Below are 15,350 nucleotides of genomic sequence, written 5' to 3'. Positions count from 1 at the left end.
TCCGAACGGTCCCGGGACGTCATCGTCGGACCGGGACGAGACAAACTGTAGAAGAAATTCCCGGCGAATGTGTCGGTGAGGTGAGTCACCGGTATTTGCCGGAGGTTGCCGGACAACGGTGTTGCGGGCCGTGCAACCGCGAGCGGCAGCGCCGCAGCCTGCGGATATATGAAATACTTAATGTTCAGATAGCTGAGAGATAGCGTGACAATGTGTCTCAAACCACCTGGAATTCATCCTAGGTTTTCGCGATCTTTACAGGTCGAGGGTCTGAAGGTGGGCTAAACGTGACCTGCGGCATACCTGGGCCGTCCGATCGACCCAGGTATGCCGGGCGGTCAGCCGGTGAACGCGGACGCCGGCGCCAGCGGAACTATGAGGCTGGACGGTCGTACGGCGTCCCGGTGGATCTGCTGCGACGAGCCGAGCAGGCGGGGCAGGTCGGTGGGGATCGGCATGGTGGACGGGAATGTGCCGCTGGTGATGCGCACGCGCAGCGCGTGCCCGGGTTCCAGGCGATAGAAGGTCGGGCGGATCTTGATCGCCAGTTCGGTCACCTCGCCCGGCGTGAGCAATTGCTCGGCATCCTTGCGTACCACGTGTTCCGGTGCGTAGATCGTGCCATCCTTTGCGCGCCAAGTCTTTTCATCGTTCAGGGTGCGCTGGCTGGCCAGCTGGGAGCCGCCGGTGATGTTCACCGCCGTGCCGTCGGGGGCGACATCGTCGAGCCAGACCTGGAAGGCGGCGTCGTTGCTCGTCGAGGACGCGTAGAGCTCGACGCTGCTCGGTCCGGCCAGCACGGTCGGTTCGGTCACCGGATCCATCGTGTAGCGCAGGCCCGCGGTCGGCTCCTGCACCCACTCTGTACAGGGGTTGTAGGCGTTGAACAGCCGGAACAGGAAGTCGAACAGGCCGGCGCTGTACTGGCCGAGGCTCTGCCGGTTGCAGAGGGTGTCGATGCCGGTGTAGTCCAGCCGATCCGAGGCATCCGCGGCCGCGGGCGGCTGCGCCACCAGGCGGTTGCCGTCGAAGTAGCGCCGCTGAATCGCGGCCTGTTCGAACGGATAACGCGCGGTGGCCACCGCCATATTGTTCGGGTCGATCACATGCAATGGCGTGTCGGTTTTGTCTATTCCGTTCGGAATGTCCTTGAGCCACCGGTCGAACCACGCGACGGTGATCATGTCGGTATCCAGCCGGGAGCCAGGGCCGAAGCCCAAACCGACGTGGTACCACGGACCCATCAACAGCTGATATCTGCCGTCGGTCGCCTGGCCCGGCGCCATGGGTGCGAACTGATCCTTGCCAGCGGCGATGTTCTGCAGCTGGGAGTAGTTGCGCCACGGCCCTTCCTGGTACAGATCCCAGAGGCCGCCGACCTGGTACATCGCGATGTCGTTGTCGACCACCCGGCGCAGGTCGGTTTCGAAGCGCCGGTCCTGCCACCACGTGCCGTCGTAGGCGAGCGGGCCGCCCGCATACGCTTCGAGCAGCAGTTTGATGGTGCTGTCCGAGGAGACCACCGCCTGTAGATGATCGACCAACGCTCGGATGAACTGCTGCGGCGACACCACCGCGGTCATGAACGGCCCGATCAAGCTGAGATAGGGCACCAGCACCGAGATCGCGGTCAGGAGGATCGGGCTCATCATGCCGTCGTGGCCGAGCACCTCGTTGAAGATGTTGTTGGGCATGGCCATCGGCACGATCGCCTTCAACGGCGAACCGGGCGAAACGGATTCGGCGGTCCGCAGTGCCGAGAGCGCGGGGAACGAGTAGCCGTACATGCCGACCTTGCCGTTGGAGCCCGGCAGCTTCGCGGCCCAGTCGACCAATTGCGCGCCGTCCACACCGTCCTGCCGCGAGGCCGGATTCCACGCGCCGGTCGACCCGCCGGTACCGCGCACATCCGCGATGACCTCGATGTAACCGCGGCGCACCAGCATGTCCTGGGCGCTGGTGCCCTGGTTGATGATGCGCCGGGCGTCCTTCAGCTGATCGGGCAGCGGAATCTGGAAGGTGTCGATCACGCTGGTGACCGCCGCGGTGAGCGCGCTCGTCACCGCGCCGTAGGTAGTGAAGTTGACGACGACCGGGAACTCGCCCGCGGCGCGCTGCCCGGTCGCGGGGTCGGTCGGATAGCGCACCTCGGTCTGCAATTGGGTGCCGTCGGCGAGCGGCACGATATGTCCCAATTCATAAGCGACGCCGTAGCGTTCGGGCGATGGCCGGTAGCCGGCCGGCAGGCCGAAGTCGGCGGGCGCGTTCGGGACCGGGCCCGAGGTGGGGACCGCGTGCGCGGCGGGGGTGAACTGGATGATCAGTCCGACGGCGGTGCACGCGGCGGCGACCGTCACGGTGCGGCGGGAAACCCGCGTCCGGGAAGCAATTCTCAACTACCTGAACCTTTGCTGGGCGGTGGTCGAGGTCAAACGGCCTGCTACCCGTCCATCGGCTGGTGCGCGGATCGAGTGCGGAGAACAGTGGCGGCCGCGTCCCGGATTGTGTCCGGGCGAGTCGGCGCCACGCCTGACCTCATCGTCGGTACCCAGCACAACGCATAGGCGGGGTCCCGCGACACTGGCAATTCGCAAGAGCGGGCGAACAGTCTTTGGAAAAGTGCCTAAAAGGTTGGGTGCGTGCGGGTTACGGAGCGAAGGCCGCGGACTCCAGTCGCCGGGCCAGCCGGGCGGCGGACAGCGTCATCGCGTCGGCGGGACGGTGCGGGTCGAGCCCGGTGAGCTCGTGCACCCGGGAAAGCCGGTAGGTCACCGTATTCCGGTGCACATTGAGCTGGCGGGCCGTCGCCAGCTGGTTGAACCCGCTGTCGACGAACACCTCCAGCGTCTCGGCCAGCATCGGCTGCGCGTCCAGCGGCGCGAGCACCGCGGCCAGGCCGGGACGCGCGGCATCGCTCACCGCGACGGTGTATTCGAACTGCAAATTCTGTCTGCGGCAAAGGATTTCGCGCTTCGTCAGGCAGCGGCCCAGTTCCGCGAGCACCCTGGCCTCGGCGTACATCGCGGGGATGGCGTCCTTGCTGCGGGCGGCGCCGACGCCGACCCAGTACGGCGGCGGCTCGGTGGGCTCCTGCACGGGCAGTCGTGCGGTGAGTCCGCCGAGGGTGGCCGAACCGTCGTCACCCGGTTGCAGGGGGATCAGCGCGGTCCAGCCGCCGGCGTCCAGGCGCAGGAACACGCCAGGGATCGCCTCGACCCGGTGCCGCAGCGCCGACGCGGGCCCGCCGCGGGTACCGCACAGGCGGAACACCGCGACGAGGAACGCGTCGGCCACCGGGATCACCGGATCGTTGGCCCATTCCACCGGATCACGGCCGGTGAGCAGCGCGTCGGCGATGCCGCGGCGGCGTTCCATCAGTTCCCAGCGGGGGTCGTGCACCCGCTGGGTGGCCGCGCCGGCGATCCGCGAGGTGACCAGCGTGACGTACTTCAACAGCACCAGCGACGCGTCCAGCAGCAGCTCGCGCTCCGGCGGGCTCGCCGAGGCGCGTAACCGTTCCCAGATGAACGCCGCGCCGAGCCGGTAGCGCTCCAGCACCTCGGGCAGTGGGGTGCCGTCGCGCAACCGGTCCATCGCGAGCTCGACGAGTTCCCGGGTGTCCTCGTCGGTGGGTTCTTCGCCGCGGCGCAGGTATTCGAAGAACAGGTCGACGTTGAGCTTGGTGCCCCGGGCGAAGTCCGTTTCGACCAGCGACTGGGGCAACCGCTCATAGGGCGGGATCGACGCGTAGAACCCGTCGAGCATCGACGCGGTCCGTCGATGGAGGTCGTCGAACACCCGTGTCCGCGATGGCATCATGCTGGTCTTCTTCCCGGACTAGGTCGAGTACAGTGCCTCGATCGTATCTGTGTAACCGCTGGAAATCGGCTTGCGCTTGAGTTTGCCGGTGGCCGTCAGATAGTCACTGCCGTTCTCCCACACCTCGGGGAGCACGATGTACTTCTTGATCTGTTCCACCCGGGAGAGTTTGCTGTTCGCCGCCGCGATGCCCTCCTCGATCGCGGTGAGGATCACCGGGTCCTTGGCCAGCTCCGCGACCGTGGTCCCGGTCAGGTTGTGCCGCTGGGCGTAGGCGGCGGCCAGGTCGGGGTCGAGCAGCAGCAGCGCGGTGTTGAACGGGCGCTGCTCGCCGATCACGACGACGGTGGACACCAGCGAACAGTTGTCGGTGACGGTGTTCTCGATATTGGCCGGGGACATGTTCTTGCCCGCGGCGTTGATGATGAGTTCTTTCTTGCGGTCGATGATCGACAGATAGCCGTCGCTGTCGATGGTGCCGATATCGCCGGTGTGCAGCCAGCCGTCGGCGTCGATCGTCTCCGCGGTCTTGGCCGGGTCGTTGCGGTAGCCGCGCATCACCATCTTGCCGCGGATCAGCACCTCGCCGTCCTCGGCGAGCATGATCTCCGCGCCGGGCAGCACGGTGCCCACGGTGCCGATCTTGATTCGCTCCGGCGGGTTCAGCGTGGCGCCGGCCGTGTACTCGCTCATGCCGTAGCCCTCGCACAGCGGCAGGCCCAGGCCGAGGAAGAACTCGTGCACCTCCGGCGGGATCGCGACCGAACCGGTGACCGCGACGCGCACCTTGTCCAGGCCGAGCCGTTCCCGAATCGGCGCGAGCACAAGACGATCCGCGAGACCGAGCTGTACCCGGTCGAGCGCGCCCAGGGTGCGGCCGTCGGACACGGCGCGGGCCTGCTTGCGGCCGATGTCGATCGCCCAGCGCACCAGCCTGCGCTTGACCGGAGACTCCGCGGCGAACCTTTCCTCCAGTGCGCCTTTGACTTTCACCCAGACCCGGGGCACGCCGAGGAACACGCTCGGGTGCACCTCGCCGAGCGCGGCGGCGACCTGCTTGAAATCGGGCACGGTGGTGATCTGCGCGCCGGTGAGCATGGTGAGGTAGTGCGCGAACCAGCGGTTGGCGGCATGCGCGTCGGGCAGGTAGGAGATCACCCGGTCGTCGGCGGTGCCGCCACCGAATTGGTCGAGCACCCTGGCGTTCTCGATGAAGTTGGTGTGGGTGAGCTCCACGCCCTTCGGCGGTCCCGTGGTGCCGGAGGTGTAGACGATGGTGAGCAGATCCTCGGGCCGCACCTTGCGCCAGGTGTCGTCGAAATCGAAGCCGTCGGCCGTGCGCTGCTCGACCTCGGCGAGCGAGAGGGTGCCCGCGGGCGCCTCGTCCACGCTGATCACGTGCTGGACGTGGATGCCCTGCTCTGCGGCCTTGGCGACCGCCTCCAGGATCTTCGGGGCGAACTGCTGCTCGCAGATGACGACCTTGGCGCCCGAGTTGTCGAACTGGTAGGTCAGCAGGTCGACCGGGTTGGTGTTGTAGACCGAGAACGGGGTCGCGCCGGTGTGCAGCACAGCGGTGTCGCAGAGGTGGAACTCCGGGCGGTTGGTCAGCATGATCGCGACCGTGTCGCCGGGCGCGACGCCCAGCGCCGCGAGCCCGGTGGCGATGGCGCGGACCCGCTCGCCGTATTCCCGCCACGTGATCGAGACGGCGCCGCCGAAGGTGCGCAGCGCGACCGCGTCGGAGTATTTGGCGACATTCGCCTGGAATGCCGCACACAGCGTGTCCGGGCGGCCGGTGACCGCCGGGACTGTCGTTGAAACCAAGACCTAACCTCTGCTACCGAAGGGCTGAGGCCCGCGCCGCTCGTTCGGGGAGACGGAGATGACCTCATCGTCACTATTAAGCACAACGCATGAGTGAGCGTCTTCGCTAGCGGCAAACGCGCAGAGTGTGACGCGCAGCCTTGTGCACTTGACCAAGTTTCTGTCCTTACTGGCAGAGCGGCCACGAGCCGGGATGGTCGACCGGCAGACTCGGCGCGGCCAGGTCTGTCTCGGTAGCGGGGGAGAAGCAGTTCGCCCCGGCGCTGCCGAGGCGTCCGCCGCCGAAATCGATGACCGATCCGGTGCCGAGGGCGCCGGTGCTCTGGGTCAGCACCACGTCGCCGCTGAAACGCGAGCGCTCGACCTTCCCGGTGAGCTCGGCCAGGTCGCCGACGGTGTGCACGTGCAGGTCGGCGACGGCCGCGTCGGTCACCGTGGTGTCGGCGATCTCGAACTTCATGCTCGCCCGGGCCGGCGCGGGACCGCTGGGGGAGTAGGCGTAGACGCCGATGCCGTCGGCGCTGCACTGGCTGAGCTGTGCGTTGCGCAGCGTGAGCGCGGTGGTGTTGTCCCGGCCGAAACTGGCCGAGAACAGGCAACTGCCGAGATTGCCCGGCACCACCGGATTCAGCGCCGCGGCCAGGAAGCTGGAGCGGGCGGCGGTGAGCCCGTCGATGGTCATCACGTGGCGCGCGCCTTCGGCGCTCAGATTGAGATTCTCGACGATATCGCCTGGCACGTCGATGAATTCGCTGTTGGTGAGGGTCACCTCGCTGTCCGGCGTGCCGTTGCTGGTGACGAATTCGAGGCCGTTGGCCGAGAAGTGGCCGCCGCCGTGGCGATAACTGTTGCGGTCGATGGTGATTCGCATGCGGGCGCGGTCGGCGGCGTTGACGAACAGACCCTCGCTGTCGGCGGCGGCGTTGAGCGGGTCGTGCTCGGGCACCGCGATATCGCGCTGGGTGTTGCCGCGCAATGCGGCGGTGAGCGAGGAGGTTCCGGTGCTCTGCAGGCCGACGGCCAGGACCGACAGCTTCGCGAGGCCCTGATTGATCCGCTCGGTCAGATTGCCGGTGAGGGTGGCCGACACCTGCGCCGTGCCGGTGGTGCGGACGTCGATGCCGTCGCCGCACGGAGTGTCGTGCACGGTGTTGTCCTCGATGGCGAGCGTGCTCGCGCCCGCGTCGGAGTCGACCATGATGGCGGCCCAGCCGTTGTTGAGCGCCACCACATTCGGTGCGACCGGCAGCGACGTGCCGAACGGAACGCCGAGCATCGGCGGGAACGGCTGCACCAGGAAACCGTCGTGGCAGGCCCGATTGGTCGCGGTGACGGTGTTGCCGCGCAGCGTGGTGTTTCCGACGTTGCGGCCGTAGATCCCGCCGCGCTGGGCGGCGGTGACCGTGAGATCGCGGACCTCGGTGTCCGGGGCCAGCCGGATCGCGTCGCCGTCCAGCGCGCCGGTCGTATTGGCCACCGCGGCAACGCTTCCCGGCGCTCGACCGCCGATCAGATGCTGGCCGCGTTTGAGCGCGAGACCGCCGTCGAGCGGCGCCGCCCCGAGCGGTGCGGGCAGCACGACGATGCTGTCGCCCTCGCCGGACGCCTGCTGCACCGCCGCTAAACTGTTGAAAGGCGCTGTCTCGGTACCGCTTCCGCCGGCCGCGGCGGTCGCGCTCACATACCAGGTCCGGCCCTGGTCGGCGGCCGCCTGCGCGGGCACCGCGGCGAAAGTGAGCAGGCAGCAGAGGGTGCCGATCGAGGCGAGCTGCGGCGAGGTGAGTTTCATGGGGCCTTCCGGATCGATCTGGTTGATCCAGCCCACCCGATGTCCGGCGCGCAGGGTATCGGCAGAATGCCGAACCTGACGGCGCTTCTTTGTGCCTGTGCCCGGTCCGATCAGTGCACGGCCGTGGCCTCCAACTGATACGGCGGATCGCCGATGCCGACGATGCGCAGGTTGCCCCAGGGGTCGCGCTCCTGTAACCGGCCAGCGGTGGGGTAGCGACCGGGGAGCGCGAGGAACACCTCGGCGCGTCCGGGATCGGGGAGTTCGTCGCCCGCCGTCGCGGTGATCCGGCCGTACCAGTGATACCGGCCGTCGATCGGGTCGGTGTGCCCGCTGAGCGCGACCGTCACCGGTAGCAGTGCGCCGGGCGCGTCGAGCATCGCCGGACCCGAATACTCGTATGCCGGTTCCCGATCCGCGGCCACGGTGAGGTCGTAGTGGCCGGGATCCGGATGCCGCATGGCCCGCCAGTAGGACACGCTGGAGCCGGGCCACGCGGCCCGGTTGACCCCGTGCTCGTCCAGATACCAGCTCTGGCAGCCGCCCGAATTCCACACTGTCCCCGCGAGTTTCGCTTGGGTTCGGCGGTTGAACTCGTGCTGGGTCGCCGAACGCACCTCGATCCGGGTGTTGCCGGTCTTGCGCAGCAGTTCGACGCACTGGCGGATGTAGCGCGCCTGTGCCTCGATCATGAAGATGATCGATTGATGCCCGCCACCGGAATTGGGGCCGACGATCAGGAACAGGTTCGGGAACCCGTGCACCGCGACGCCGAGGAAACCTTCCATGCCGTTGCGCCACGCGTCCGGCAACGTGAGTCCGTTCGCACCGACGATGTGCTGGTCGGCGAATCGGTCGGAAATCTTGAAACCGGTGCCGTAGACGATGGCGTCGAACGATTCCTCGGCACCGTCGACGGTGCCGATGCCGGTCTCGGTGAGCCGGGCGATCGGCGTGGTCTGCAGCGTGACGTTTTCCCGTTGCAACGCGGGGTAGTAGTTGTTGGACACCAGGATTCGTTTGCAGCCGAGGCGGTAGTCCGGGGTGAGCCGGAGTCGCAGTTCGCGATCGCGCACCTGCCTGCGCAGGTGGCCGCGCGCGACCGACTCCACCCGGCGCATCAGCTCCGGATTCATGAACGCGGGGATCATCGACTCGTAGCCCCAGTAGATCGCCCATCGGTAGAGCCGTTGCGCGCCCGGCAGATACCGGAACGCGCCGTGCTCCAGCGCGGACAGTGGCCGGTCGGGCTTCGGCACGATCCAGTGCGGGGTGCGCTGGAAGACCGTCACCTGCGCGGCATCCTTGGCGATCTGCGGCACGAACTGCACAGCGCTCGCGCCGGTGCCGATCACCGCGATTCGTTTACCACGCACGTCGAAATCGTGATCCCACTGTGCCGAGTGAAAGCTCTTGCCGCGGAACTCTTCCTGCCCGGGAAAGGCCGGGATCGAGGGCTCGTGCAGCGGACCCGGCGCCATCACGACCAGGCGTGGACGCAATCGCCGTCCGTCGGCGAGTCCGACGGTCCAGCGGTCCTCGGCATCGTCGAAATCGAGTGTCACCACCTCCGCGTGGAATCGCAGATGGGTGCGCAGGTCGTACTTGTCCACGGTGTCGCGCAGATAGTCGAGGATCTCCGGCTGCCGCGCGAACATGCGCGTCCAGCGCTGATTCTGCTCGAAAGAGTACGAGTACATCAGCGACATGACATCGCAGCCCGCACCCGGATACGTGTTCTCCCGCCAGGTCCCGCCGATGTCGCCGGCCTTCTCCAGCACGACGAAATCGTCGATGCCCGCCCGGCGCAATTCGATGGCCATGCCGAGGCCGCCGAAACCCGCGCCGACGATGACGATATCGGGTTCGGGGTTCATCCGAGCAACCCCCGCTGCCGCCAGATCCACTCGCCGATCGGGCCGATGAGTCCCTGTTTCTGCAGGAACGCACCGAGATTCGCGGCGCCGATGCCGAGGGCCCGTTTGGCCTCGGGGTTACTCGCCGCGATCCGGCGGGCCGCCCGGCCGTCGAGGCCGGCGCGGTCGTACATGTGCCGGTTGGTCAGCAGATAGACGAACAGCGGGGCCGCGACCGCGACACACAGCCGGGTGTAGGCGAGTTCGGCCCGCGACATGGTCGGCACCCGCCTGGCCAGCGCGTCCCTGGCGAAGCCGATATGGCGCGCCTCCTCGGTGACGTGGATGCGCATCGCGCGAGACACCAAGGGCTGCAACTCCGGATCGTCGAGCGTGCGCCGCTGGATGGCGTCGAAGATCTCCTCGCCGACGAGCGCGCCGACCCAGGTCATGGAGCCGCGCAAGAAGAGCGGCAGCACCCCGATGACCATCCGGCCCGCCCGGCGCGGCCAGTACGGCCGGGCCTCGATGCGATCGATCAGCTTGCCGAACATCATCATGTGCCGGCACTCGTCGCCCATTTCGACGAGTGTGTAGTGCGAGTGCCTGGTGGTCGGGTCGTCGGCCATCAGCTCGCGCAACAGCAGCCGGTTGAGCAGATTCTCGAACCAGATGCCCACGGAGAGCACGTTCGCGAGTTCCTGACGGGACAGCTCGCGGCGCTGCTGCGGGGTCATCGAGTCCCACAGCGCGGTGCCGTACAGCGAGACCACCTCGGCGGGCAGGAAGAGTTTGTCCGGATCCAGGGGCGCGTCCCAGTCCATGTCGATCACCGGGTCGTAGGACTTCTTGACCGATCCGGTCAGCAAGCGCTGCGCGAAGGACTCCTGGGGGATCAGTGCGGCGTCGTTGCCCATGACTGCTCCAACATTGTCGATTTAACCGATACAAACTGTTACATGCAGGTTAGTGAGACAATCTGTCGCAGTCAATCGTGCTGCGGGTATCGTGATGACGTGACCACGACGAGTGCCCAGTCCGAGCCGCCCGCCGCGGACGGCCGCGCGACTCGCTGGAACGGGCACAAGGCCCGGCGGCGGGCCGACGTGATCGACGCGGCGATCACCGTCATCGAGGAAAACGGCGTCGACGTGTCCGTCCAGCAGATCGCCGACCGATTGAAGCTGCCCCGCCCGGTGGTCTACCGCCACTTCGACGGCCGCACCGATCTGGACGAGCAGATCCGTCGTCAGATCCTGGAATCCCTACTGGCACAGATCATGCCGACGCTGCACCCCGACGGCACCGTGCGCGACGCCGTGCGCGGCGCGATCGGCACCTACGTCCGCTGGGTCGAGCGGCACCCGAACCTGCACCGCTTCATCGGCGGCGCCGCGCCGCAGGGCGAAACCTCGCTGGCCGGGGCCAGGGACCGGATCGGCGGCCGCCTGGCCGATATGTTCGCGCTCTGGCTGTCCGGCTTCGGCATCGACCAGGCCCGCGCGCGGCCGATGGCCTTCGGCATCATCGGTTTCGTCGACGGCGTGGTGAACAGCTGGCGCGCCGATGCCGGCACCACGCTCACCTCCGACCAGGTGGAAGGAATTCTCACCGAATCGGTGCTGGCGCTCTTCGAGGGCAACGCGCGCAGTCTCGGCGTGCCGCTGGAGCGCGATCTGGTGGTGCGGGATCTGCTGGTGGCTCCGGAAGCGCTGAGCGCCAGGTAGGTACGCCACGGCGCGTTCACGGCCGGTGTAGTTCCACTGCGAGGCGGATCAATTCGGGCAGGTGATCGCCGTCGGAGCGCGCGTGTCGCAGCGCCTCGTCGATCGGAAAGGCCCGCACCTCGACGATCTGTTCGGCGTCGTCCGGGTTCGTCGGCGCGCCGTCCAGCACCACGTCGGCCGCGCACCACAGCCAGGCCTTGTGCGGATGCGGTTGCCAATCCCGAAACGGCGCAGCGAGATTGCTGGTGGCGTAGTGTGCGCCGAGCCACCGCACCGGACCGGTAAGGTAGGCGCCCGCCTCTTCCCGAAGTTCGCGGCGCAGGCATGCGTCGATGGACTCGTCCTTTTCGCGGGTGCCGCCGGGCAGCATCCAGACGTCGCGTTCGTCGCGGCACAGCACGACGGTGTCGCCGACGAAGCCGACGACGTGGACGTTGGTGACCAGCTCGTCGGGGGGTGCGGCGGTGCGGAACTGCACGTCCATCTCGCCCCACGCCCAGTGGGTCGAGGTGTGCAGCAACGGATATCGATCGGCGAAGGTCACGACACGAAACTAGCGGGGCGAGAGGGTACGGAGGAGGGGGACCACGTTGACTACGCTGAGGCCGGTGTCCGAACCTGTGCCATTGACGAGGCTGCTCGACGACGCGGGATTGCTGTCGCTCGAACATCGCCTGCACGTCGAGGAGGTGCTGGGTGCGCATCGGTGGCAGGCCGACATGGAGGCGGGGCGGCTCGAATTCATCGGCGCCGAACGCACGCTGGTCTGCACGAAGTTCCACCTGCTCGGGACCGCGGACACCGAGACGTGGCTGTGGGCCTGGGCCAATCCGTGGGGTTTCGAGAAGTCGCTGATCGCGGTCGCGCGGATGGTGCGCGAGTTCGGGATTCGCTACGGCGTCGCCGAATTGTGTGCCGCGGAAATGCCGGTCGCGCTCGGCCGGGCGAATCCCGAACCGCACCAGGTCGCGAATCTGCTGGCCGACGCGTCGAAAGTGGTGTCGGGACACTGGAGTTCCTACTGTGGTGTCACCGACGGCACGTGCGTCGCGTTTCTGGTCGAGCATCCGGACTTCCGGCTGCCGCCGCCCACCGCGGCCGGGCTTGCCCGGGTGCTCGCGCACGGCGTGAACGCCCTGCCGCTGGTCGACTACCGCCGCGCCATGCAGAGCTACCTCAGCAGGCGGGGCATGGTCACCGAGTTCGTGGAGCGCCAGCGCCTGCTCGAATTCAGCGGTGCCGGTATCACGGGCACCATCGAATTCGATGCGGGCGGTCACGTGGTGAACCTCGAGGTCGGCGTGGCGATCGACCGCATCGAACTGCCGCCCGCACCCGTCACGCGTGCGGCGAACATCGAGATGTGCTGAGCCGCAGGCGGTCAGCCTTTCGTGCCGGTCAGCAACTGGTAGCCGCGGTGCCAGGCCCACTCCACCGGCCCGCGCTCGAACCGGCGCAGCCACAGGTGCGCGCTCGTCACGATGATCGCCGACACCAGCAGATACATGCCGACCGTGAACGGCACGTACAGGTCCGGTTCGACCCGTGCCGCGAGGCCGAAACCCCAGCCGTAGCACAGGATCGACGCGACGAGATTCTGCAGGATGTAGCAGCTGAGCGCGGTCCGTCCGACCTCGGTGAGGCGGCGGCCGACGAACCCGGCCCGCGTGCGGTGCAGGTAGAACTGCGCGACCAGCGCGAGAATACCCAGCGCGACGAAAGGCGCGGTGCCGTAACGGGTGTAGAGGAACAGGTGCCCGCCGCCGAAGATGCCCGCGAGCAGGTCGAGCGGTGCGGCGATGCCGAAACCGATGATCATCAGCCGTTTGCGCAGCACCGCGCCCTCCGGACGGAAGACCCCGGCCCGGAACAGCCGGGCACCGAGCAGGAACAGCGCGATCGACATCGCGAAGACGAACAGCGTCTCCACCCGGAACGGGCCCACCTCCTGCACGCGGAACACCACGAGATCCCAGAACGACCCGTCCGCATAGGGATTCGCGCGCTGCTGCGGTATCTCGGGCCCGCTGTCTTCCGGCGCGAAGATCGTCGCGAGCGCGATGAGCGTGAGCATCGCGACATGGATGCCCGCCGTGACGATCAACCAACGGCGTTGTGCGCGTTCACTTGTCACGAGCAGATAGGCGACGACCAAGCCGGTGACGGCGTAACCCATCAGCACGTCGAATTCCGCGACGAACAGATAGTTCAGCACACCGTCGAGCAGCAGCAGTCCGGCGCGCACCGGGTAGGTGCCCGGCCACTTGCGGCCGCCGCGCTGCGCGGATGCCTGCTGGATCGCCAGGCCGATGCCGAACATGATGGTGAGCAGGCCGAGGAACTTGCCCTGCGCCAGCTGCTGGAGCACTCGTTCGGTCCAGAGCCAGCCTTCGGCCTGGCCTTTGAGCTCGGTGAGATAGCCGAGAATGCCCCGGCTGTTGGTCATGATCCAGATATTGGTGCCGAGGGTGCCGAGGATCGCGATGCCGCGCAACACATCCAGCGCGACCAGCCGCGGGCGTGCGGGCACGACAGTGCCTTGAGCGCCGGGGGCGGCGGCGCGCGGATGGGCGAGAGAATCGGTCATGTATCGAGAATCGGCCCTCGGGCCGTGCGTGCAGATCCTTCGGAAGTACCACGCAAAGGATGAATTCGCGGGTCGTCCGGCCCATCCTTCGGCGTGACCCGGCACCGGAGCGCGGCCGATCAGGGGGCGCTCCGACGCGCTGCGCAGTGTCCGGGGAGGGCCGTGCACGGACCGCGGTCGGTGACGCCTACTAGGCTCGACCCATGCAGCGCATCATCGGAATCGAGGTCGAGTACGGGATTTCGACCCCAACCGAGCCGTCGGCCAACCCGATCCTCACCTCCACCCAGGCCGTCCTCGCCTACGCCGCCGCCGAGGGTGTGCCGCGGGCGAAACGCACCAGGTGGGACTACGAGGTGGAGTCGCCGCTGCGCGACGCGCGCGGCTTCGACCTGAGCCGGATGAACGGCCCGGCCCCGGTGATCGACGCCGACGAGGTCGGCGCGGCCAACATGATCCTCACCAACGGTGCGCGGCTCTACGTCGACCACGCGCACCCCGAATACTCCGCACCCGAGGTCACCGATCCGCTGGACGCGGTGATCTGGGACAAGGCGGGGGAGCGGGTGATGGAGGCCGCCGCGCGGCACGCGTCCAGCGTGCCCGGCGCACCGCGCCTGCAGTTGTACAAGAACAACGTCGACGGCAAGGGCGCCTCCTACGGCACCCACGAGAACTATCTGATGAGCCGCGACACCCCGTTCAACCAGATCATCCTCGGCCTCACCCCGTTCTTCGTGTCCCGCCAGGTGGTCACCGGATCCGGGCGGGTCGGCATCGGCCAGTCCGGTGATCACGCCGGTTTCCAGCTCTCCCAGCGCGCCGACTACATCGAGGTCGAGGTCGGCTTGGAGACCACGCTCAAGCGCGGCATCATCAACACCCGCGACGAGCCGCACGCCGACGCCGACAAGTACCGCAGGCTGCACGTCATCATCGGCGACGCCAACCTGGCCGAGATGTCGACATACCTCAAGGTCGGCACCACCGCGCTGGTGCTGGACCTGATCGAGGCGGGCGAGGACCTGTCCGATCTGCAACTGGCCCGCCCGGTCACCGCCGTGCACACGATCAGCCACGACCCGACCCTGCGCGCCACCGTCGCGCTCACCGACGGCCGCGAGCTCACCGGCCTCGCGCTGCAGCGGATGTACCTGGATCGGGTGATCAAGTTCGTGGATCGCACCGGCAACGACGACAAGCGCGTCCAGGACATCATCGAGAACTGGGCGATGGTGCTCGACCTGCTCGAGCGCGACCCGATGGAATGCGCGAGCCTGCTCGACTGGCCGGCCAAGCTGCGCCTGCTCGAGGGCATGCGCCAGCGCGAGGGCCTCAGCTGGGCCGCGCCCAAGCTGCACCTGATGGACCTGCAGTACTCCGACGTCCGGCTGGACAAGGGGCTCTACAACCGCCTGGTGGCGCGTGGCTCGATGAAACGACTCGTCACCGAGCAGCAGGTGCTCGACGCGATGACCAATCCGCCCACCGACACCCGGGCCTACTTCCGCGGTGAATGCCTGCGCCGCTTCGGCGCCGACATCGCCGCGGCGAGCTGGGATTCGGTGATCTTCGACCTGGGCGGCGACTCGCTGGTCCGCATCCCCACCCTGGAACCGCGCCGGGGCACGAAAGCCCATGTCGGCAAGTTGCTCGACGGCGTGAGTTCGGCCGCCGACCTTGTGGAACAGCTCACAACCTAGGTATCAACACAGTTCCACATCGGTACGGAATACGACATCGCG

General features: G+C 67.6%; 11 protein-coding genes. 3 read left to right on the top strand and 8 right to left on the bottom strand.

Annotated elements, in window-relative coordinates:
• Positions 1-338: 338 nt before the first annotated feature.
• The 6 genes from NBRGI_RS12500 to NBRGI_RS12475 form a co-directional block, all read right to left on the bottom strand.
• On the bottom strand, positions 339-2,396 hold the full coding sequence (locus tag NBRGI_RS12500; RefSeq protein ID WP_081878018.1) for a CocE/NonD family hydrolase: 2,058 nt from the start codon (positions 2,394-2,396) through the stop codon (positions 339-341).
• Positions 2,397-2,646: 250 nt separating this feature from the next.
• Complete coding sequence (locus NBRGI_RS12495; RefSeq protein WP_014986175.1) at positions 2,647-3,819, bottom strand: PucR family transcriptional regulator; 1,173 nt, start codon at positions 3,817-3,819, stop codon at positions 2,647-2,649.
• Between the two features lie 18 nt (positions 3,820-3,837).
• Positions 3,838-5,646 carry an AMP-dependent synthetase/ligase gene (locus tag NBRGI_RS12490; RefSeq protein WP_029895727.1) on the bottom strand — a complete coding sequence of 603 codons (1,809 nt, stop codon included), beginning with the start codon at positions 5,644-5,646 and terminating at the stop codon, positions 3,838-3,840.
• A 166-nt stretch (positions 5,647-5,812) separates the two neighbouring features.
• Positions 5,813-7,471 (bottom strand): hypothetical protein, encoded by a 1,659-nt coding sequence (locus NBRGI_RS12485; RefSeq protein WP_029895725.1) that lies wholly within the window; start codon positions 7,469-7,471, stop codon positions 5,813-5,815.
• A gap of 74 nt (positions 7,472-7,545) precedes the next feature.
• Complete coding sequence (locus tag NBRGI_RS12480; RefSeq protein ID WP_029895723.1) at positions 7,546-9,312, bottom strand: DUF4873 domain-containing protein; 1,767 nt, start codon at positions 9,310-9,312, stop codon at positions 7,546-7,548.
• Positions 9,309-10,208 (bottom strand): AurF N-oxygenase family protein, encoded by a 900-nt coding sequence (locus tag NBRGI_RS12475; RefSeq protein ID WP_029895720.1) that lies wholly within the window; start codon positions 10,206-10,208, stop codon positions 9,309-9,311. Before NBRGI_RS12475 ends, NBRGI_RS12480 begins: the two co-directional genes overlap by 4 nt.
• Positions 10,209-10,307: 99 nt before the next feature.
• On the opposite strand from NBRGI_RS12475, the gene NBRGI_RS12470 reads away from it, so the two are divergent.
• Positions 10,308-11,018 carry a TetR/AcrR family transcriptional regulator gene (locus tag NBRGI_RS12470; RefSeq protein ID WP_029895718.1) on the top strand — a complete coding sequence of 237 codons (711 nt, stop codon included), beginning with the start codon at positions 10,308-10,310 and terminating at the stop codon, positions 11,016-11,018.
• Between the two features lie 16 nt (positions 11,019-11,034).
• Here NBRGI_RS12470 and NBRGI_RS12465 read toward each other — a convergent pair whose 3' ends face one another.
• On the bottom strand, positions 11,035-11,562 hold the full coding sequence (locus NBRGI_RS12465; protein WP_029895715.1) for an NUDIX hydrolase: 528 nt from the start codon (positions 11,560-11,562) through the stop codon (positions 11,035-11,037).
• 64 nt (positions 11,563-11,626) lie between these two features.
• On the opposite strand from NBRGI_RS12465, the gene NBRGI_RS12460 reads away from it, so the two are divergent.
• Positions 11,627-12,388, top strand: coding sequence for a DUF6882 domain-containing protein (locus NBRGI_RS12460; RefSeq protein WP_148310793.1), 762 nt, complete (start codon positions 11,627-11,629; stop codon positions 12,386-12,388).
• 11 nt (positions 12,389-12,399) lie between these two features.
• Here NBRGI_RS12460 and NBRGI_RS12455 read toward each other — a convergent pair whose 3' ends face one another.
• Positions 12,400-13,605: a DUF418 domain-containing protein gene (locus tag NBRGI_RS12455; RefSeq protein WP_148310792.1), complete on the bottom strand. Its 1,206-nt coding sequence runs from the start codon at positions 13,603-13,605 to the stop codon at positions 12,400-12,402.
• 203 nt (positions 13,606-13,808) lie between these two features.
• On the opposite strand from NBRGI_RS12455, the gene dop reads away from it, so the two are divergent.
• Positions 13,809-15,308, top strand: coding sequence for a depupylase/deamidase Dop (gene dop / locus NBRGI_RS12450; protein ID WP_029895709.1), 1,500 nt, complete (start codon positions 13,809-13,811; stop codon positions 15,306-15,308).
• Positions 15,309-15,350: the final 42 nt, after the last annotated feature.

This window comes from Nocardia brasiliensis IFM 10847 (genome assembly GCF_000710915.1).
GTDB classification, from domain to species: domain Bacteria; phylum Actinomycetota; class Actinomycetes; order Mycobacteriales; family Mycobacteriaceae; genus Nocardia; species Nocardia brasiliensis_A.
The sequence above is the reverse complement of the archived record's forward strand: the minus strand, read 5'-3'. Positions and strand labels throughout refer to the sequence as shown.